This is a genomic window from Methylobacterium sp. Leaf123 (genome assembly GCF_001423405.1).
In the GTDB taxonomy this organism is placed as follows: Bacteria; Pseudomonadota; Alphaproteobacteria; order Rhizobiales; family Beijerinckiaceae; genus Methylobacterium.
The window spans coordinates 305,248-323,770 of the sequence record NZ_LMNS01000039.1; the positions used below are offsets into that span (position 1 = coordinate 305,248).

Annotated in this window: 18 protein-coding genes; 9 read left to right on the forward strand and 9 right to left on the reverse strand. The window is 69.4% G+C overall.

Translation table 11 applies throughout. The features are described from left to right. Complete coding sequence (locus tag ASF53_RS23480; RefSeq protein WP_056204657.1) at window positions 1-747, forward strand: TerC family protein; 747 nt, start codon at window positions 1-3, stop codon at window positions 745-747. A 410-nt stretch (window positions 748-1,157) separates the two neighbouring features. Further along, on the forward strand, window positions 1,158-1,967 hold the full coding sequence (locus ASF53_RS23485; protein WP_286134679.1) for a hypothetical protein: 810 nt from the start codon (window positions 1,158-1,160) through the stop codon (window positions 1,965-1,967). A gap of 78 nt (window positions 1,968-2,045) precedes the next feature. Here the strand turns inward: ASF53_RS23485 and poxB are convergent, their stop codons facing one another. The 5 genes from poxB to ASF53_RS23510 all read right to left on the reverse strand — a co-directional run bounded on the left by poxB (window position 2,046) and on the right by ASF53_RS23510 (window position 8,420). Continuing rightward, window positions 2,046-3,779 (reverse strand): ubiquinone-dependent pyruvate dehydrogenase, encoded by a 1,734-nt coding sequence (gene poxB / locus ASF53_RS23490; RefSeq protein ID WP_056204663.1) that lies wholly within the window; start codon window positions 3,777-3,779, stop codon window positions 2,046-2,048. Window positions 3,780-4,084: 305 nt separating this feature from the next. Next, window positions 4,085-5,428 (reverse strand): transcription termination factor Rho, encoded by a 1,344-nt coding sequence (gene rho / locus ASF53_RS23495; protein ID WP_056204666.1) that lies wholly within the window; start codon window positions 5,426-5,428, stop codon window positions 4,085-4,087. A gap of 281 nt (window positions 5,429-5,709) precedes the next feature. After that, the gene (locus ASF53_RS23500; RefSeq protein WP_056204669.1) at window positions 5,710-6,441 is read right to left on the reverse strand and encodes a Smr/MutS family protein; all 732 of its coding nucleotides are present in this window, start codon (window positions 6,439-6,441) and stop codon (window positions 5,710-5,712) included. Next, the gene (mltA, locus tag ASF53_RS23505) at window positions 6,438-7,688 is read right to left on the reverse strand and encodes a murein transglycosylase A (protein WP_200943323.1); all 1,251 of its coding nucleotides are present in this window, start codon (window positions 7,686-7,688) and stop codon (window positions 6,438-6,440) included. The genes ASF53_RS23500 and mltA overlap by 4 nt, the downstream gene beginning before the upstream one ends. Window positions 7,689-7,700: 12 nt before the next feature. Continuing rightward, window positions 7,701-8,420: a Tim44/TimA family putative adaptor protein gene (locus ASF53_RS23510; RefSeq protein ID WP_056204672.1), complete on the reverse strand. Its 720-nt coding sequence runs from the start codon at window positions 8,418-8,420 to the stop codon at window positions 7,701-7,703. Window positions 8,421-8,914: 494 nt separating this feature from the next. Here ASF53_RS23510 and secB point away from each other — a divergent pair, with 494 nt between their 5' ends. From secB to hisS, 6 genes are all read left to right on the forward strand, one after another. Then, window positions 8,915-9,421 (forward strand): protein-export chaperone SecB, encoded by a 507-nt coding sequence (gene secB / locus ASF53_RS23515; RefSeq protein ID WP_003601188.1) that lies wholly within the window; start codon window positions 8,915-8,917, stop codon window positions 9,419-9,421. A gap of 199 nt (window positions 9,422-9,620) precedes the next feature. Beyond that, window positions 9,621-10,223, forward strand: coding sequence for a hypothetical protein (locus ASF53_RS23520; RefSeq protein ID WP_056204675.1), 603 nt, complete (start codon window positions 9,621-9,623; stop codon window positions 10,221-10,223). Between the two features lie 134 nt (window positions 10,224-10,357). Continuing rightward, the gene (locus tag ASF53_RS23525; protein ID WP_056204679.1) at window positions 10,358-11,611 is read left to right on the forward strand and encodes an MFS transporter; all 1,254 of its coding nucleotides are present in this window, start codon (window positions 10,358-10,360) and stop codon (window positions 11,609-11,611) included. Between the two features lie 67 nt (window positions 11,612-11,678). After that, window positions 11,679-12,197 carry a DUF3429 domain-containing protein gene (locus ASF53_RS23530; protein WP_056204682.1) on the forward strand — a complete coding sequence of 173 codons (519 nt, stop codon included), beginning with the start codon at window positions 11,679-11,681 and terminating at the stop codon, window positions 12,195-12,197. Window positions 12,198-12,277: 80 nt separating this feature from the next. After that, window positions 12,278-12,649, forward strand: coding sequence for a tRNA-binding protein (locus tag ASF53_RS23535; RefSeq protein ID WP_056204685.1), 372 nt, complete (start codon window positions 12,278-12,280; stop codon window positions 12,647-12,649). A gap of 163 nt (window positions 12,650-12,812) precedes the next feature. Beyond that, entirely contained in the window at window positions 12,813-14,324 is a 1,512-nt protein-coding gene (hisS, locus tag ASF53_RS23540; protein ID WP_056204687.1) for a histidine--tRNA ligase, read from the forward strand. Between the two features lie 84 nt (window positions 14,325-14,408). On the opposite strand, the gene ASF53_RS23545 is transcribed toward hisS, so the two are convergent. From ASF53_RS23545 to ASF53_RS23560, 4 genes are all read right to left on the reverse strand, one after another. Further along, window positions 14,409-15,221 carry a DUF883 family protein gene (locus ASF53_RS23545; protein WP_056204690.1) on the reverse strand — a complete coding sequence of 271 codons (813 nt, stop codon included), beginning with the start codon at window positions 15,219-15,221 and terminating at the stop codon, window positions 14,409-14,411. Between the two features lie 64 nt (window positions 15,222-15,285). Then, the gene (locus ASF53_RS23550; protein ID WP_003601200.1) at window positions 15,286-15,672 is read right to left on the reverse strand and encodes a DUF3618 domain-containing protein; all 387 of its coding nucleotides are present in this window, start codon (window positions 15,670-15,672) and stop codon (window positions 15,286-15,288) included. Continuing rightward, window positions 15,669-16,076 (reverse strand): phage holin family protein, encoded by a 408-nt coding sequence (locus tag ASF53_RS23555; RefSeq protein ID WP_056204693.1) that lies wholly within the window; start codon window positions 16,074-16,076, stop codon window positions 15,669-15,671. The genes ASF53_RS23550 and ASF53_RS23555 overlap by 4 nt, the downstream gene beginning before the upstream one ends. Window positions 16,077-16,087: 11 nt before the next feature. After that, complete coding sequence (locus tag ASF53_RS23560; RefSeq protein WP_056204698.1) at window positions 16,088-16,567, reverse strand: hypothetical protein; 480 nt, start codon at window positions 16,565-16,567, stop codon at window positions 16,088-16,090. A 520-nt stretch (window positions 16,568-17,087) separates the two neighbouring features. On the opposite strand from ASF53_RS23560, the gene ASF53_RS23565 reads away from it, so the two are divergent. Continuing rightward, on the forward strand, window positions 17,088-18,512 hold the full coding sequence (locus ASF53_RS23565) for an alpha,alpha-trehalose-phosphate synthase (UDP-forming) (RefSeq protein WP_056204701.1): 1,425 nt from the start codon (window positions 17,088-17,090) through the stop codon (window positions 18,510-18,512). Window positions 18,513-18,523 lie beyond the last annotated feature (11 nt).

The following is an 18,523-nucleotide window of genomic DNA, read 5'->3' on the forward strand; positions in this document are numbered from 1 at the left end:
GTGGACAGCTTGCTTCACCTCGCCGCCGATCCCACCGCCTGGGTGGCGTTGGCGACCCTCGTGGTGATGGAGGTCGTCCTCGGCATCGACAATCTGATCTTCATCTCGATCGTCACCAACAAGCTGCCCGAGGCCGAGCGGAGCCGGGCGCGGCGCTTGGGCATCGGCCTCGCGCTGATCCTGCGGCTGGCGTTGCTCGGCACGGTGGCCTGGATCGTCCACCTGACCGAGCCGGTCTTCGCGGTGCTGGGCAAGAGCTTCTCCTGGCGCGATCTGATCCTCATCGCCGGCGGCCTGTTCCTGCTGTGGAAGGCGACCAAGGAGATCCACCACAGCGTCGATCCGAGCCCGGAGGAGAAGCCCGGTAGCCGGGCGGCGGTCACCTTCGGCTCGGCCATCGGCCAGATCCTGGTGCTCGACCTCGTCTTCTCGATCGATTCGATCATCACCGCTGTCGGCATGACCGAGCACGTGCCGATCATGGTCATCGCCGTCGTCACCGCCGTGACCGTGATGCTGATTGCCGCGAACCCGCTGTCGCGCTTCATTGCTGCCAACCCCACCGTGGTGATGCTGGCGCTCGGCTTCCTCATCATGATCGGCATGACGCTGATCGCCGAGGGCTTCGGGGCGCATGTGCCGAAGGGCTATATCTACACCGCCATGGCGTTCTCGGCCGGCGTGGAGGGTCTCAACATGGTGGCCCGCCGCCGCAGACGATCGAAGTCCTCGACGGGCGGTGTCTGAAGCGTGGCAGTTTTCCCGTGAAAACTGCCGGGACCGGCTGAGAGGGCATCCCGTTTCCGGGGCCGTTGCCCCCGGTCGCGTTGGCTACGGCGAGTGAGGCCAGGGCGTGCCCAGTTCCGGCGCCGGGCTCGTTCGGATCGCGCGTTTCACGTGCGTCCAAGTGCGGTCGATCCGAGCGAGGCGGTCAACGGACGGTAAGGCATGGCGGCCGATGCCTGACTATTTCAGCCAGCGCGGTAAGGGTCCGTTCACGTAGAACCGGGTGTTTAGGCCGTATGACCTGAACCCAGGCGACTGCTCGCATGCGCTTCCTTCTCGCACCGGCCCTGCTCGCTGCCGCGTGCGGATCCTCCCTCGCAGCTACACCTTCGCCGTACCGCGCAGCCCTCGCGGCGGCCGGCGGCTGCGGCGTGCATCGTGTCCTTGCGGAGGAGAGGCTTGGCCGGCTCGGCGCCCTCACGGGACCCACCGTACCGCAGGGCGAGGCCGACCTGTTCGGCAAGCCGGCGGGGCAGTGGAGCGAGGACGAGATCCGCGACGCCGTTGCCGCCTTCGCGGCCTGCGAGACCCGGTCGGGGTCGGCTCGCATCGGAGTGAGCGAGCGCCTCGCCCGCGACCTGCGCGGCCTGGAGACGGCCCTGCGCCGCGCCATCGTCGTCGGACATACCCGCGCACCCGTCGAGGCGAGCGAGGAGTGGGCACCGCCCAGGGGCGGTCGCGGTGGCAGTTCGACTGGGCCAAGCCAGCTTCGACAGGGCCCGGCCTTCACCCCCGCCCTGCGGAGTGGCGGACCGCCGGTGGAAGCGCCGCGCGCGCTCGCCACCATGCCCGTTATCTCCCCCGATGCGCGGGACGACGCGCCGCCTGTCCGAGCTTGGCAAGCACAGCCGACGGCCGCCGATGCGGCGGGCGAGCCGCCTCGCCCCGCCACGGCGTCGGTTGCTGCGCACCGGCCGCCGACGGAGCGGACCCCATGCTCGGTCGGCCTTGACACCTTCGACCTGCTCCAGGCCGAGATGCGTCTGTCCGAGGCCGAGGGCCTGCTCGGCTGCCGCGGCACCATCGACGCCACCGCGACCATCCCCGGGCTCGGCACCTTCGAGACCTATCTCTGGTCGGACCGCGGCGGCGGTGGCACCGTCACGCTGGTCTTTCAGAACAAGCGCCTGCGCTCGAAGGCGCAGCGCGGCCTCGGCGCCGAAACCGGGCGCGGCGGCTGAACCGGGTTACCGCCGAGATTTCGGGGACTTTCGGGGCAGCGCCCCCCATTCCCGAGGGCGCGCTGCGGCCGGATCGGTTCAGCGCAGCAGGTTGGACTTGGCCAGATCGAGGATCGCGTCGCCGCGTCCGTTCATGACGGCCCGGAGCGCGTAGAGGCTGAAACCCTTCACCTGCTCGGCCTGGAGCTTCGGCGGCATCGCCAGTTCCTGGCGGTTCGTCACCACATCGAGCAGGGCCGGGCCGGGATGGGACAGCACATCCTGGATTGCGCCTTCCAAGTCACCCGGATCCTCGACCCGGTGGGCATGGATGCCGATGGCGCGGGCCATGGCGGCGAAATCCGGGTTTTCGAGCGTGACGCCAGTCTCGAGATAACCCGCGGCCTTCATCTCCAGCTCAACGAAGCCGAGGGTGCCGTTGTTGTAGATAACGACCTTCACCGGCAGCCGCTCCTGCGTCAGAGTGAGGATGTCGCCCATCAGCATGGCGAAACCGCCGTCGCCCGAGAGCGAGATCACCTGCCGGCCGGGACTCGCTGCCTGGATGCCGATGGCGTGGGGCAGGGCGTTTGCCATCGAGCCGTGCGCCCAGGAGCCGATCAGGCGCCGCCCGGCGGTCATGGAGAGGTAGCGCGCGGCCCAGACCGTGGGCGTGCCGACATCGGCCGTGAACACCGCGTTGTCGGTTGCCGCCTCGCTGAGGAGCCGGGTGAGGTATTGCGGGTGGATCGGCTTGCGCCCCGGCTTGCCGGTGGCGAGATCGTCGAGATCCTCGCGCGCCTTGGCATAGTGCTTGAGGCTGGCCTCCAGATGGCGCCCGCTGTCGTTGCCGGTCAGGCGCGGCAGCAGGGCTCCGATGGTGGCGGCGACATCGCCGACGAGACCGAGTTCGAGCCGGCAGCGCTTGCCCAGATTCTCCGGACGCAGATCGATCTGCGCGATCTTGGCGTCTTCAGGGTAGAACTGGCGGTAGGGGAAGTCGGTGCCGAGCATCAGCAGCGTCTCGCAGGCCTCCATCGCCGCGTAGCCCGAACTGAACCCGATCAGCCCGGTCATGCCGACATCGTAGGGGTTGTCGTGCTCGACATGCTCCTTGCCGCCGAGCGCGTGGACGATCGGGCTCTTGAGACGCTCGGCCAGTTGCATCAGCGGCGCATGCGCACCGGCGCAGCCGCGCCCGCACAGCAGCGTGATTTTCTTGGATCCGTTGAGGAGATCCGCCAAGCGGTCGAGTTCGTCCGCGGGCGGAACGGTGACCGGTGCGCGCGGGCGCAGCGTCGCCGGGGCGGACAAGGCGCGCTTGGGCGCTTCCTTCAGCGCGACGGTGCCGGGGATGACCACCACGGCGACGCCGCGCTGGCCGACAGCCGAGCGGATCGCCGCTTCAAGGACGTTGGGCAATTGCTCCGGGTCCGAGATCGTCTCGCAGAAATGGCTGCAATCCCGGAACAGCTCCTCGGGCCGCGTCGCCTGGAAGTAGTTCAGGCCGATCTCGCTCGACGGGATATGCGCGGCGATCGCCAGGACCGGCGTGCGCGTGCGGTGGGCATCGAACAGGCCGTTGATGAGGTGGAGGTTGCCCGGTCCGCAGGAGCCGGCGCAGACGGCGAGTTCCCCCGTCACCTGCGCCTCGCCGGCGGCGGCGAAGGCGGCGACCTCCTCGTGACGGACATGGACCCAATCGATGACGCCGCGGCTGCGGATCGCCTCCGTGATCCCGTTCAGGCTGTCGCCGACGAGGCCGTAGACGCGGCGCACCCCCGCCTGCTGAAGCGTCTCGACTACGAGATCCGATACATTGCGGGTTGCCATGCGCCGTCTCCAAACAAAACCGCCTCGAAAGGCGGCAATGGCGGGCCAACGTCAGACGCAAGCGAAGGTTCGATGGATCGAAGATTTTGTAATGACTGCACAATTTCGCATGCCGGGAGCGTCGTCTCCGGCAAGATCGTCACAGTGTCGGCACTGGCCTGATCGGATCGGCGATGGCCCTTTGCCGTCCGGGCGGCGTTAGGCCCGACCCATCCCGTTGCGCGAGAACGTCAGACACAAAAAGGGGCCGGCCGATCGTGTCGGCCGGCCCCTTTGGCAAAAAAGCCTCGGCGAGAAGGCTCGCCTCAGGTGTTCATCGAGTCGAAGAAGTCGCTGTTGCTCTTCGTCTGGCGCAGCTTGTCCATGAGGAACTCGATCGCGTCGGTGACGCCCATCGGGTTGAGGATGCGGCGCAGGACGTAGGTCTTCTTGAGCGCGTCCGCCGGCACCAGCAGCTCTTCCTTACGGGTGCCGGAGCGGGTGATGTCGATGGCCGGGAAGATGCGCTTGTCGGACACCTTGCGGTCGAGAATGATCTCGGAGTTGCCGGTGCCCTTGAACTCTTCGAAGATCACCTCGTCCATGCGCGAGCCGGTATCGATCAGCGCGGTCGCGATGATGGAGAGCGAGCCGCCCTCCTCGATGTTGCGGGCCGCACCGAAGAAGCGCTTGGGACGCTGCAGGGCGTTGGCATCGACACCGCCGGTCAGCACCTTGCCGGAGGACGGCACGACGGTGTTGTAGGCGCGGCCGAGGCGGGTGATGGAGTCGAGGAGGATCACGACGTCGCGGCCGTGCTCGACCAGGCGCTTGGCCTTCTCGATCACCATCTCGGCGACCTGCACGTGGCGGGTGGCCGGCTCGTCGAAGGTCGAGGCGATGACCTCGCCCTTCACCGAGCGGATCATGTCGGTCACCTCTTCCGGGCGCTCGTCGATGAGCAGCACGATGAGGTAGCATTCCGGATGGTTGATCGTGATCGACTGCGCGATGTTCTGCATCAGCACGGTCTTGCCGGTGCGCGGCGGCGCGACGATCAGCGCGCGCTGGCCCTTGCCGATCGGCGAGACGATGTCGATGATCCGCGGGCTGAAGTCTTTTTTGGGCGGATTGTCGAGTTCGAGCTTGAAGCGCTGTGTCGGGAACAGCGGCGTCAGGTTGTCGAAGTGGACCTTGTGCTTGATCTTTTCCGGGTTCTCGAAGTTGATCGTGTTGACCTTGAGCAGCGCGAAATAGCGCTCGCCGTCCTTGGGGCCGCGGATCGGGCCCTCGACGGTGTCGCCGGTGCGCAGGCCGAAGCGGCGGATCTGGGTCGGCGAGATGTAGATGTCGTCCGGACCCGGCAGATAGTTCGAATCGTGCGAGCGCAGGAAGCCGAACCCGTCCTGAAGCACCTCGACCGTGCCGGCGCCGATGATCTCGGTCTCGTTGGCCGCGAGCTGCTTGAGGATCGCAAACATCAGCTCTTGCTTGCGCATCGTCGAGGCGTTCTCGACATCGACCTCCTCCGCGAAGGCCGTGAGCTCGGTCGGCGTTTTGGACTTGAGGTCCTGAAGCTTCACCTCACGCAGGGCGACGAGATCGGCCGGCGCGATGACGGCTTCGGCCGGAGCTTCGACGGGGGAGAGAGCGTCGTTCTGTGACGTCATGTGGGGAGATGCAACCAACGAAGGGCGGGGAGTGGTCGGCCGGTTCGGGAGCAGAGCCGGGCGCCGGAGAAGCGCCCCGGGGTCCGTAGCCGTCGCGGGCGCGCGGCCCGGCCCACGCATCGGTTCCGCTGGGCCAGAAAGACCTCGGAATGCGACACGGCTGCAAAGGGAGAGCATGGCTCAGTAGCGCGTTTCGCCACCCGGCTCAAGACCCCGCTCGCCAGATTCATCTTAGGGTTTGGCGCGCCTGTACCGCCCGGCATTGCCTCTCTGTCTTCGGCCTATCGCCGCCGCAGACGCACGTAGAGGGCACCGCCTCCGCCGTGGTGGCGGGCCGCCTCCTCGAAGCCGAGCACGAGGCCGCGCAGTTCCGGGCCCCGCAGCCAGTGCGGCACGCTGCGGCGGAGCACGCCGCGCTCGGAAAAACCGCCGCGGTCGCGGCCGCCGAAATCCTCACCGCCCTTGCCCGTCACCACGAGCACGCGGGCATGCCCCGCCGCGCGGGAGCGCAGCAGGAAGCCGACCAAGGCCGCATGCGCCTCTGCCTGATACAGGCCGTGCAGATCGATGCGGGCCTCGATCGTCAGCGTACCCCGCTCCAACCCGCGCCGCTCCCGACGCTCCAGGCCCGGCGCCCCTGGGGACGCCGGGGGAACGGGCGGATTGGATACGGCGCTGGCCCGAGCGATCTCGGGAGCGAGGTCGCCGAGCTTGAGCGGCTTCGACGCGACCCGCGGCAGGGCGACGGCGGGGGCAGGTTTGAGTGGGACAGGTTTGGCCGGAGGAGGGGAGGCGGGTTTCCAGACAGGCTTGGCGGCCGGCTTCGGGGCCGGCTTGGCGACTTTCACAGCCGGCCCCGCAATCGGCGGCGCGGGCTGTTCGGCCGCGGCGGCAGGCACCTTCTTCGGCTTGGCGCGGCCCCGCAGGGGCGTGATCAGCTTGGCGATCTCGCCCCAGAGATGTGCCTCCTCGCGCGAGAGCAGGCGCGAGCGCCGCGGCGGTCGCGCGCTCACGGCCGCGCCTCTCCGGCAGCGGCCTCCGGTGCCGCCGCGTCCTTCGGCGCGTGATCCGGGGCGGGGGCCGGCTTCGGGATCAGCACCACGAAGCCCATCCGATCATGCAGGTCGCCGGCCGCCCGTCCGGCGGCGGCGCCGGTGCCGACATAGAGGTCGCCGCGCGCCGGGCCGACGATGGCCGAACCGGTATCGGCGGCCACGACCAGATGGCCGCGTCCGGGCTGGCCCGGCAGCTTGCCTTCCAGCCAGAACGGCAGGCCGTAGCGCCACAGATTGCCATCGACGGCCATGCTGCGCCCCGGACTCAGGGGCACACCCGCAGCGCCGGGCGGCCCGAGAGCGGGGTCGGTCACCGGCTCGGTCCGGAAGAAGATGTAGGACGCGTTCATCCGCATCAGCCGGCGGGCATGGTCGGGATTGGCCCGCAGCCACGCCGTCCAGCGCTCCAGGCTCAGCCCGTTGATCGGTAGGTGGCCCTCGTTGACGAGCAGCTTGCCGATCGAGGTGTAGGGCTGGCCGTTCTTGCCGTCGTAGAGCACCCGTATCCCGCGTCCGTCGGGCAGGCGCACCCGCCCGGACCCCTGAACCTGCAGCACGAAGAGGTCCACGGCGTCGCGCAGCCACAGCAGCGGCCGGGTCCGTTCGCCGAGCGCCCCATCCTCGATCGCCGCGCGGTCGGGATAGGGGACGAGCCCTGTCTCGGTGCGCCGGCCCGCCCGGTAGAGCGGATCGAGCCCCGGCACCGTCTCGCCGGGGGCGAGGCTGACGAGGTCGTCCGGTCGGGACAGCACGGGAGCCGTATAGCCGGGGCCGGGTTCGAGTGACCCGGTGAGTTCCGGCTCGAAATAGCCGGTGAGGAAGCCGACCCGGCGCTCCGGCTCCGCTCCAGAGGCCGGGCGGACGATGCGGTAGGGGGAGAACCGCGCCTCGAAGAATTTTTTGGCCTCACCCGGCTTCACCGCGGCGGCGGCGGCGCAAGCGGCGGCAAGGTCGGCGGGCGAGCCCGTCACACCCTCGACCTGGGGCGGATTGGGGCCGGGCCCGGCGCAGGTGCGGCGGAAGGCATCGAGGGAGGCGGCCCCGTCATCCTCGCGCCAGCCGGGCAGGGCGGCGAGGGAGACCGGCTCCAGCACGGCTCCGGGCACGCGGGGAGGCTCGGCCGCGCGTGAGGATACGGCGGGAATGGAAACGGCCGCAGCGGCGAGGACCGCTGCGGCCGGAAGGGAAACGTGCAAACGCAGCATGAGGCGAAACGATCAGCCGCCCGCGTCGGTGGCGACGAGCTGCCAGTTCGGGTCGCGCGAGCCCAGCGTGCGGGCGAAGGTCCACACGTCGGGCACCTCGACGCCGGTCTCGGCATTGCCGTCGATCACCTTGCCGTCCGCGTCGCGGGTAGCGGTGATGAGGTTCGAGAGGAAGCGCACGGTGATCTGGGCGGCGCGGTTCTTCACCTCGACGGCGGCGATCTCCGCCTTGTCGATGGAGATGAAGGTCGTCTCCGCCGTCTCGTTGCGCTTCTCGCGCTCGGAGATCGCCCGCTCGAAGCCCTCGCAGACCTCCCGCGAGAGCAGCGCGCGCAGGGTCTTGCGGTCTCCCTTGGCGAAGGCGGTGACGATGGTCTCGTAGGCGCCCTTGGCCCCTTCGAGGAAGGCGCGCGGCTCGAAGGTGGGTTCGAGCTGCACCACCTGTTCGAGGCCGCGGGCGACCGCCGAGCCCGGCTCGGCGATGCCGCGCCAGTCGCGGGTCGCGGTCTGCACGGCCGCCGCTCCCGCCGGGCTGCGGTCGGCGCCGGGCAGGCGAACCACGTTGTCGCCCTCACCGCGGCCGGCCGGCGGCTCGGTGCGGTTGCGCTCCACCGGCCGGAAGGGCGAGCGCTCGGTTCCGGTCTTCTGGCCCAGGACCGAGCGCAGCCGCCAGATCACGAAGACGGCCAGCGCCAGGAAAATCAGAGTGGTTGCGTCGAAGGAATCCTGCATCACCGATCCGAATCGTGACCGTCGCACACGTAAGTCCGGCGCCCGTAAGGCCGCCCGGACGGGAAAGGTCCGCCCCCTGATCCCGCTCGCCGCGCTCCGGGAGATGACTTCGCGAGGTTCCCGACCGGAGCCGGAGGGTTCGCAAAGCCGGCTCTTAGCCGAGGGCGGCGCGGGGATCGACCCGGGAACGGAGACCTTGGTAGGCGCTTGGGTCTGAGTGTCTCCGACTGTTCGAAGTCCGTGACCTTACCGTGATATGGGCGGACCTGCGAGGTATTCCAGGGAAACGTATAAGACGAGCCTCCGCGTCCCATTCACGCGCGCTGCGGCGGGGGCCGCAAAACCGGGCTTCGAGGCCTCGTTCCAGCCGAAGCGATTGCCTCCGTTCGGCTTGTTCGCTGGATACGGGCATGGTAGCCGCAGCCCGCGCCGGAGGGGCGCTCTTTAGCGCGGGACATGTGCGCGCCAAAGACGACGCAAGAAGGAGAGACGCCATGGCCGATACCGCGGCACCGAACGGCAACGGCGCGCAGGGCCAGGATCTCGCGCCCGCGATCAACGCGCTGGCGCAATACGCCAAGGATCTCTCCTTCGAGAACCCGAATGCGCCGCGCTCCCTGCAGCCGCAGGAGGGCGGGCCCCAGATCAACATTCAGGTCAACGTCAACGCCCAGCAGATCGCCGAGGCGGACTTCGAGGTCGAGCTGACGCTTGAGGGCGACGCCAAGATCCAGAACGAAGTGCTGTTCGCCTTCGAACTGAAGTATGCCGGCATCTTCCGCATGCGCAACATCCCGCAGGAGCAGATCCACCCGGCGGTGATGATCGAGTGCCCGCGCCTGCTCTTCCCCTTCGCGCGCCAGATCGTCGCCGAGGCCGTGCGCAATGGCGGCTTCCCGCCGCTCTATATCGATCCGATCGATTTCGTCGGCCTCTATCAGCAGAAGATGATGGAAGCGCAGGCCCAGGGCGGCCAGCCGGGCGCGCCGCTCGCCTCCTAAGGCAAGCTGTCGGGCTCACAGTCCGATCAGGCTCTCGAGTTCTCTGAACAGAACCCCGAGGCTGACGGCCTCGGGGCTTTGTTTTGCATCATTTGTTTGATTTGTGGTGGCTTGTGGCTCTCTGGCCGCAGGGCTCCCGTAACAGCTGTGTTAGCGCGCCGGTCGCAGCCGATTTTGGCTACCGACCCGAGCCTTCCCGATGTTCCGCCGTCCGACCTTTGTTGCGCTCTTCCTGGCGCTCGGCCTGTCCGCCTGCACCACCGTCGCGCCCAATACGCTTTCCCCGCAGGACACCGCCAACCTGCGCTGCACCAGCCTGGAGGTTCGGGTCCCGCCCGAGGCCGCGATCCGTTGGAGCGCCGCCGAAGACGATTACCTGCGCGCCCGCGGCCTGTCGCAGACCGATCCGGCCCTGACGGCCACACCGGAGGCCCGCGCCCATCTGCGGGATCTCGCCGCGAGCCGCCTCAAGCGTGCCCTGGAGCGCGCGGTCGCACACCGGCCCGAGGGCTCCCGGCCGGTGCGGCTCGTCGCCACGATCAACCGGGTCGACATTCCCTCCGCCGCGCAACGCGTGCTCATCGGCGGCCATCCGACCGTGCAGGCCGACATCGCTGTGGTCGATGCGCGCTCGGGCGCGCTGCTGACGACTTACAAGGGCGCGATCGGCACCCGACCCGCCGGCCAGGGCGCGGTCGCGCTGGTGGATGCCGTCATGGTTTCGGCCGGGGCCGACGACCAGTTCGACCGGGCCGCCAACGATTACGCCGACGGCTTCCAGCGCTGGCTCACGCCGCGGTAGCCGGGCCCCACGATCCGGAGCCTGCGCATCCGGGTCGCGCAGCCGGGCCTGAAGCCCGGCGGCGATGGTGAGCGTTGCTCTGGGGGCGGCGGTACGCTACGGCCGCCGCCCCCGGCCTCGCCCCCAAGGACAGCATGGCGCCCACCACCCACCTCGCCCTGATCAACGTCTTCATCGGCGACATCCAGGGCGGGCTCGGGCCGTTCCTCGGCACATGGCTCGCGCAGATGCGGCAGTGGAGCCCGTCGCAGGTCGGGCTCGTCACCACGCTGGTGGGCGTTGGCACGCTGCTGCTCAGCGGCCCCTTCGGCGCGCTGGTCGATCGCCTCGGACGGCCGCGCCTGCTCATCGTGGTCTCCTGTGCCGCAATCCTCGCCGGCACGCTGCTGCTGATGCCGGCCCATGCCTTCGTGCCGGTGCTGGCGGCGCAGTTCCTCGCTGCGGCCGGCGGAACGCTGCTGCTACTCGCGGTGACGGCGCTGACGTTGGGCGTCGTCGGCAAGGACGCGTTTCCGCGCCAGCAAGGGCGCAACCAAGCCTTCAACCATATCGGCATCCTGATCGCGGCCGGGCTCATCACCCTCGGCACCGCCCATTTCGGGCCGGAGATCGCCTTCTGGGTGCTGGGGGCCATGGCCGCCGCCGCCATCGCCGCCGCGCTGGCGATGCCGGCCCGCGCCTTCAGCCAGCGCCGGGCGGCGGGCTGGAAGGAGGAGGACGAGGCGGAGCCGGCTCGCTCCTCCTACCTCCAGATTTTCGCAAACAAGCGGCTGCTCGTGCTCGCGGTGGCGCTCGCTTTGTTCCAGCTCGGCAATGGCGGCATGCTGAGCCTGCTGGGGCAGAAGCTCGTGCACACGGCGGACAACCCCACCGCCTGGACCGCCCGCTACGTCATGGTCGCCCAGCTCGTGATGGTGCCGGTGGCGTTGGCCGCCGGCTCCCTCGCCGACCGGCGCGGCCGGCGCCAGCTTCTCATCGCCGCCTGCCTCGTTCTGCCCATCCGGGCGGCGCTCTCGGCCTTCATCGACGACCCGTACTGGCTCATCACCGCCGAGATCCTCGACGGTGTCGCCTCGGGCATCATCGGCGTGGCGGTGCCGGTGGTCGTGGCCGACCTCACCTGGGGTTCGGGTCGCACCCAGACGGCGCTCGGCACCGTCAACGCCGTGCAGGGCGCGGGCGGCGCGCTCTCGGCGTGGTATGGCGGGCTCGCCCAGGGCTGGTTCGGGTGGAGCGGGTCCTTCCTGGCCCTCGGCGCGGCGGGCGTCGGGGCCCTCGCCCTGGTCTGGTGGCTCGCTGCCACCACGGAGGAGAGCCGCTCCCAGCGGCGCCGCACCCGGCGCGACGAGCGCCGCCGAGCCACCCTCTCCGCGGAGAAGCCGGCCTGATCGCGCGGAACAGGCCGCGCGGTCCGGCCGTTCACCGGGCGTTTCTCTTAACGCCGCTGAAGCGCAGATGGCTCGACCCCCGACGGCCCGTTCCCAGGACGACGCGACCGGCCGCACGATTCACGCGCACGAGCCCCGTGCCGTGCCCTGGTTCAGCGTCGTGTTCGGCTACGGGCCAATGCTGCCCTTCGTCGCCGGGGCGGGGCTGGTCTGGGTTCTGCGCGGTCCGATGGCCGAGGCGGTCTTCACCCTGACGCTGCTTTGGGGGTGCGCGATCCTGCTGTTCCTCTCCGGCGTGCGCCGCGGCGTCAGCTTCCGCACAGAGGGCGGGGCGACGCTGGCGCAGATCGCCACGATGCTGAGCCTGTTCCTGCTGGGCTACGGCGCCCTCCTCGCCTTCGCATTCGGCAAACCCGCCCTCGCGCTCGGGCTGCTGATCATCGGCTTTACCGAGATCACGATCCTCGATCCCATTGCCGCGCGGCGGGGCGAGGCGCCGCTGTTCTTCGAGCGCCTGCGGCCGGCGCAGATCCCGCTCGCGGTCCTCAGCCTCGCCGCGCTGCTGGCCTACCGCCTCACGCTCTGACCCACCGTTCAGGGTGATTGGCGAAGATCGGCGGCTTTCGTAGAACGCCGCCGATCCTCCGTCACGCGCTCCGACCGGCCATGCATATCAGCCACGATCCCACCGCCCCGGAATCCGAAAAGATCGGGTTCGACGCCTTCCTTGCCGTCGATATCCGTGTCGGCACCGTCGTCGCGGCCGAGCCGTTCCCCGAGGCGCGCAAACCGGCGATCAAGCTCGTCATCGATTTCGGGCCGGTGATCGGTGCCAAGCGTTCCAGCGCGCAGATCACCGAGCATTACAGCCCCGACACCCTGGTCGGCCGGCAGGTCGCAGCGGTGGTGAACTTCCCGCCGCGCCAGATCGGAAAATTCCTGTCGGAGGTGCTGACGCTCGGCTTTGCCGACACGGCCGGCGCCGTCGTGCTGTTTGCCCCCGACAAGCCGGTGCCGGACGGCAGCCGCCTGTTCTGAGGTCTCTCACGAGACGCCCGCGTAGTCGCCGCGGGAGCGATAACGGTCCGCGACCGCGCGTTTCGTGAGGCCCTCCGAGGCCGCATCGGGTTGCCGCCCCGCCCGCGGCTGCGATAGAGCCCAAGCCTCATTCCCGACCCATCCCGCTCCGATCGGCGACGACATGGCCAAGGCCGACACCCTGAAACCCCGCCTGCCGCGTGGCTTCCCCGACCGCACCGAGGCCGACATCCTGGCCCAGGGGCGGATGCTCGACACGATCCGGCAGACCTTCGAGCTCTACGGCTTCGAGGCGCTGGAGACCCCCTTCGTCGAGTACACCGAGTCGCTCGGCAAGTTCCTGCCGGATCTCGACCGGCCAAACGAGGGCGTGTTCTCGTTCCAGGACGATGACGAGCAATGGCTCTCGCTGCGCTACGATCTCACGGCGCCGCTCGCCCGCCATGTCGCCGAGAACTTCGACGCGATCCCGAAGCCCTATCGCAGCTACCGGGCGGGCTATGTCTTCCGCAACGAGAAGCCGGGGCCGGGCCGCTTCCGCCAGTTCATGCAGTTCGATGCCGACATCGTCGGCGCGGGCAGCGTCGCGGCCGATGCCGAGACCTGCATGCTGATGGCCGACACGCTGGAGCGGCTCGGGCTTTCGGGCCAGTACGTCGTCAAGGTCAACAACCGCAAAGTGCTCGACGGCGTCATGGAGGCGATCGGCCTCGCCGGCCCGGACAAGGCCGGCCAGCGGCTCACGGTGCTGCGCGCCATCGACAAGCTCGACCGTCTCGGCGCCGACGGCGTGCGCCTGCTGCTCGGCGCCGGCCGCAAGGATGAGAGCGGCGACTTCACCAAGGGCGCCGGGCTTGGCGACGAGGCGATCGAGCGCATCCTCGCCTATGTCGGCTTCGAGGCGAGCCCGCACGAGGGCGCCGACCGGATGGCGTTCTGGGAAAAGTTCTTCGGCTCCTGGCAGGAGGTCGTCGGCACCTCCGAGACCGGCCGCGAGGGCATTGCCGAACTCCACGCGATCATGCGGCTCTGCGAGGCGGCGGGCTACGGCCATGACCGGGTGCGGGCCGACCCCTCCGTGGTGCGCGGCCTCGAATACTATACCGGCCCGGTCTACGAGGCGGAGCTGACCTTCCCCGTCACCAACGAGGACGGCCAGACCGTCCGCTTCGGCTCGGTGGCGGGCGGCGGGCGCTATGACGGCCTCGTCGGGCGCTTCCGCAGCGAGCCGGTGCCGGCGACCGGCTTCTCCATCGGCGTCTCGCGGCTGTTCTCGGCCCTGCGGCTGACCAAGAGCCCCCTGGTGGAGGGCGCGGCCAAGCCCGGCCCGGTCGTGGTGCTGGTGCTCGATCGCGAAAACATCGCCGAGTATCAGGCGCTGGTCGCGCGGTTGCGCGCGGAAAACATCCGGGCCGAGCTCTATCTGGGTGCGGCCGGGATGAAGGCGCAGATGAAATATGCCGACCGTCGCCGCGCGCCGGCGGTGGTGATCCAGGGCTCGAACGAGCGCGAGGCCGGCGAGGTCCAGATCAAAGATCTGATCGCGGGCGCCCGCGCGGCCGAAGACATCGCCAGCAATGCCGAATGGAAAGCCGCGCGCCCGGCCCAGGTCTCGGTGCCGGTAGAGCGGATGGTCGAGGCGGTTCGCGAAACGCTGGCCCGGCATTTCGGGTGAGCCAGTCCCACCCGAAACGTCGGTCCGTATGAGCTTATCCCCTCCCCCCGCTGGCGGGGAGAGGGGAAGACCTACGCTTGTCCCTTACAGACCGTGCGCCGGCCGTGAAGTCTCGTTGAAGCCGGGCCGAGCGCCGGTCGCTTGGCCGGTTGCCGGCCCGCCCTGCTGACCACTCTGCGGGCCACCGTCCGCGCTCGCGCGCTTGACCGCCGCATCGAGATTTTCGGGATCGAGCGCCGTCTCGACGAAGGCGCGGCCGCGATGGGTCAGGTCGCGGGCGTAGCGGATGCCCTGATCGCGCAGGTCGTCGGCATAGGGGCCGAGCGCCCGGTCTTCCTGGCGGGTGCGCGGCAGGAGCGCGCCGAGCAGCAGGCCGGCGGCGAGGCCGACCACGCCGACGAGGATTGGGTTCTCGGAGACGAACTGCTCCGTGGCGGTGCGGCCCTCGTTCAGGCGGCGATAGCCGCGATCCGCGAGGTCGGCGGCACGCTGGCGCTGCGTCTCGTAGCGGTCTTCGGCCCAGGAGCGGGCATCCTCGTAGGTCTCGCTCGCCCGCTCGCGGGCGGCGCGAACCGTGTCGCCGGCCTGGGCGCGGGTGGAATCGGCGGCCTCGCTCACGCGGTTCTTCAGCTCGGAGGCCCGGTCCGCAGCCTGATCGCGCAGGTTGCGTGCACCTTCCCGCGCCTGTTCCGTCGTATCCTGCAAGCCGGCCTGCAGGCGGGCATTGGCGTCGCGGCCCTGCGCCGTCGCCCGGTCGGAAATGTCGTGCAGATTGTGCTCGACGCCGGATTCACGGGGCATGCCGGAACGGGCAGCGATGTTCTCGGGCAGGGTCTCCACCGGCGCGCCGGTGGGCGGCGTAGTGACCGGACCTTGATGGTTGGGGCCTTGGCTCATGATGGACTCCGATTCCTGGTCGGCCGTCGGCGCGGAGCGTCCGCGCGCGGCTTGAGATGAGGGGTCAGACCTGACGCTCGGGCGGCAGATCGTGGAGGGGGCGCCCGCCGGGGGCGTCGGGGTCGTAGGTGCGGTCGGCTCCCGTCACGGTGACGGGCTTGGCCTCCACCGGCACCACGGCACGGGAGGGAGAGGGACGACGGACGGTCCGCATGCCGTTGAGCAGGAGACCGACGCCGGCCGCGATCAGCAGCACCGGCACGGGGTTGCGCCGCACCGCCAGCAGGGCGTCGTCGTAGAAGCCGCTATAGGGCGTCTGCCGGGCCGAGCCGAGCATCTCATCGACGAGGCTCGACGCGTTCAGGCGCCCCTGGATCCGGTCGATGGTCTCATCGAGACGGGCGCGGCTCTGCTCGATGTCCTTCTCGAGATCCGAGATCGATTCGCTCATCCCGAAACCCTTTCCGTCAACGCGCGGGCATCCTGCCGGACCTGACGCGAGGTCCGGGTCGGCGCGAGGTTGGACAGCGACATCGCCCGGGCGCCGATGACGCCGAGCACGACGGCCACGAGCAGCATGCCGCCGCCCACGAGCAGGGCTGCGAGCCACTCCGACCCCACCAGGGTCGCGACGAACTTCACGAGCGCGCCGATGAGCACCAGCATCGCGGTGACCGCGAACACCGCGGCCAGCACCATCATCGCGAGGCCGATGAACAACGAGCGGATGTTGCTCGTCATCTCCGTGCGGAAGAGGGCGATTTCCTTGCTGGCAAGCTCACTGGCCTCGCGCAGGGCGTCGGCGACGAGGGCTTGGATCGACGAAGGGGGAGGGGAGGGGTTTGGGCCTGCCATGGCGCGTCCCTTCAGGCCCGGTAATCGTCGTAGGCGCGGTCCGTCTCGGCGGTGCCCGAGGCCTTGACGAAGCGCGACAGCAGGAAGCCCGCCGCGAACGCGCCGACCGCCACCGTCACCGGGGAACGCCGGGCATAGGTTTCCGCCTGACGGTAGAAGTCGTCGAGGCTGCGTCGCTCGATCGAACCCGCGAGGTCGTCGAGCCCCTCGGCGGCGCTGTCGAAGAAGGCGCGGATGTTCGGGCGGTCGTCGAAGGTCTTGCCCGAGTCGCGCAGGGACTTGGCGAGGTCTGAGACGGACCGGGCGGCCTCGCCCTTGCGGTCATCGACGTAGGAGAGCGCCTGCTGGCGTGCGGCGGCAGCGAGACCCTTGCTGCGCTCGGCCGCCAAGCTTGCCGTGTCTTCCACGTCGTGGCGCAGATCGTCCAGGTCGGCCTTGGTCTCGGCCGGCCTGGCGCCGCCGACGGGATCTGGGGACGCGGACGAGGTCATGGGCTTGTCTCCGGCAAGATGGATGGTCACAGTCGCTGGACCGGCGCGGATGCGCTGCGATCTGCGATGAACGTGGCCGGAGAACCGTTGGCTGCCTCGCGGAGTTCCGTTTCACGAGACCCTTCCGGGCCGCGGGTGCCGAACGAAGCGCCTTCGCGAGCGGAAGTCAGAACAAGCGAGGAAGCGCCGCCGCTCCGATGCCGATGCCCGTCCCCACCATGCGCCCCGGCCCGATGCCGGTTCAGGACCGGATGTCATCACCTATTCAGCTTAGCCCTTGCATGGTGGTGGCGGCTCTGCTGCACTGCGGGGAACGCAGGAAGGCGTGGGGGCCGGTCGGGCGGATGCGGGATCGAACAGCGGTGACATCGTCGGTCCGCCCGCTTGACCTGCAGGGGGGGATGCGTTTGGCTGCATCTCGACGGATCGCGCCAGGCTTCCGCGCGTTTTCTCCCCGACGCAAGACCCTTCGGCCGGCGCGCTCCGCGTGCCGGCCTCAGCGAGGACCGGAGCCGGGTTCGTGGCACGTCTGATCATCGTCTCCAACCGTGTCGCCGTGCCCGCCGAGGGCAAGGATGCGGTCTCCGCAGGGGGACTCGCCGTCGCGGTCAAGGAAGCTTTCTCCTCCTACGAGGGGTTGTGGTTCGGTTGGAGCGGAAACATCCGCGAAAACCCGAGCACCGAGCCGGAACTGATCGACCGCGGGTCGATCCAGTACGCCGTCCTTGACCTGTCGCCGCAAGACCACCGCGAGTATTACGCCGGCTTCGCCAACCGGGCGCTCTGGCCGATCATGCATTACCGGATCGGGCTCGGGACATTCTCCCGCTCGGATTATGCCGGCTATCGGCGGGTCAACCAGACCTTCGCCCAGGCGCTCGCCAAGCTCGTCGAGCCCGACGACCTGATCTGGGTGCACGATTACCATCTGCTGCCGCTGGCGAGCGAACTGCGCGGCCAGGGCATCGCCAACCCGATCGGCTATTTCCACCACATCCCGTGGCCCGCCGCCGACGTGTTCAACACCCTGCCCGCCAGCAACGAGCTGCTGCGCGCCATGGCCGATTACGACCTGATCGGGCTGCAGACCGATTCGGACGTGCAGAATCTCTCGCGCAACTTCATCGACACGATGCGGGCGATCCCGCTCGGTGGCGGCTCGATGATGGTGGACGGGCGCCGCACGCGAATCCGCGCCTTCCCCATCGGCATCGATGTCGCCAGCTTCAAGGAAGCCGCCGACAAGGCCGGCTCCAACAAGGTGGTGCGCGAGACCATGGCCGGCCTGCGCACCCGCAAGCTGCTCATCGGCGTCGATCGGCTCGACTATTCGAAGGGCGTGCCCGAGCGCATGGAGGCGGTGGACCGCTTCTTCGCCTCGAATCCGGACCAGCGCGGCAACGTCGTCTACATCCAGATCACGCCGAAATCCCGCAGCGAGGTGCCGGAATACGAGCAGCTCTCGCGCGAGGTGAACGAGAAGGTCGGCGACATCAACGGCATGCTCGGCGAGCCGGCCTGGACGCCGATCCAGTACGTCACCAAGGCCTATCCGCGCCCCGTCCTCGCCGGTCTCTACCGGGCGGCCCGCGTCGGCCTCGTCACGCCGATGCGCGACGGCATGAACTTGGTGGCCAAGGAATACGTCGTCGCCCAGAGCGAGGAGGATCCCGGCGTCCTCGTCCTCTCCAAGTTCGCCGGTGCGGCCCGGCAATTGCCCGAGGCACTGCTCGTGAACCCCTACGACCGGTTCGAGGTCGCGGAGGCGATCCGGCAGGCGCTCTACATGCCCCGCGGCGAGCGCCTGGAGCGCTGGAAGCCGATGGCCGACCGCATGCTGCGCGAGGACGTGGATTGGTGGGCCCGCTGCTTCATGGTGGAGCTGGAGACCTTCCGCACCGTCGAGCGTGAGCCGCCGAGCACGACGGCGGCGGCGGCGGAGTAGAGCGGGGCTTC

Coding starts and splice junctions, on each gene's coding strand:
- rho (WP_056204666.1), bottom strand. CDS start 5,428: ATGACGTCACAGAACGACGCTCTCTCCCCCGTCGAAGCTCCGGCCGAA.
- ASF53_RS23520 (WP_056204675.1), top strand. CDS start 9,621: ATGTTCCGCCGTCCGACCTTTGTTGCGCTCTTCCTGGCGCTCGGCCTG.
- ASF53_RS23555 (WP_056204693.1), bottom strand. CDS start 16,076: ATGGCAGGCCCAAACCCCTCCCCTCCCCCTTCGTCGATCCAAGCCCTC.
- ASF53_RS23535 (WP_056204685.1), top strand. CDS start 12,278: ATGCATATCAGCCACGATCCCACCGCCCCGGAATCCGAAAAGATCGGG.
- ASF53_RS23545 (WP_056204690.1), bottom strand. CDS start 15,221: ATGAGCCAAGGCCCCAACCATCAAGGTCCGGTCACTACGCCGCCCACC.
- secB (WP_003601188.1), top strand. CDS start 8,915: ATGGCCGATACCGCGGCACCGAACGGCAACGGCGCGCAGGGCCAGGAT.
- ASF53_RS23510 (WP_056204672.1), bottom strand. CDS start 8,420: ATGCAGGATTCCTTCGACGCAACCACTCTGATTTTCCTGGCGCTGGCC.
- hisS (WP_056204687.1), top strand. CDS start 12,813: ATGGCCAAGGCCGACACCCTGAAACCCCGCCTGCCGCGTGGCTTCCCC.
- mltA (WP_200943323.1), bottom strand. CDS start 7,688: ATGCTGCGTTTGCACGTTTCCCTTCCGGCCGCAGCGGTCCTCGCCGCT.
- ASF53_RS23560 (WP_056204698.1), bottom strand. CDS start 16,567: ATGACCTCGTCCGCGTCCCCAGATCCCGTCGGCGGCGCCAGGCCGGCC.
- ASF53_RS23550 (WP_003601200.1), bottom strand. CDS start 15,672: ATGAGCGAATCGATCTCGGATCTCGAGAAGGACATCGAGCAGAGCCGC.
- ASF53_RS23525 (WP_056204679.1), top strand. CDS start 10,358: ATGGCGCCCACCACCCACCTCGCCCTGATCAACGTCTTCATCGGCGAC.
- poxB (WP_056204663.1), bottom strand. CDS start 3,779: ATGGCAACCCGCAATGTATCGGATCTCGTAGTCGAGACGCTTCAGCAG.
- ASF53_RS23530 (WP_056204682.1), top strand. CDS start 11,679: ATGGCTCGACCCCCGACGGCCCGTTCCCAGGACGACGCGACCGGCCGC.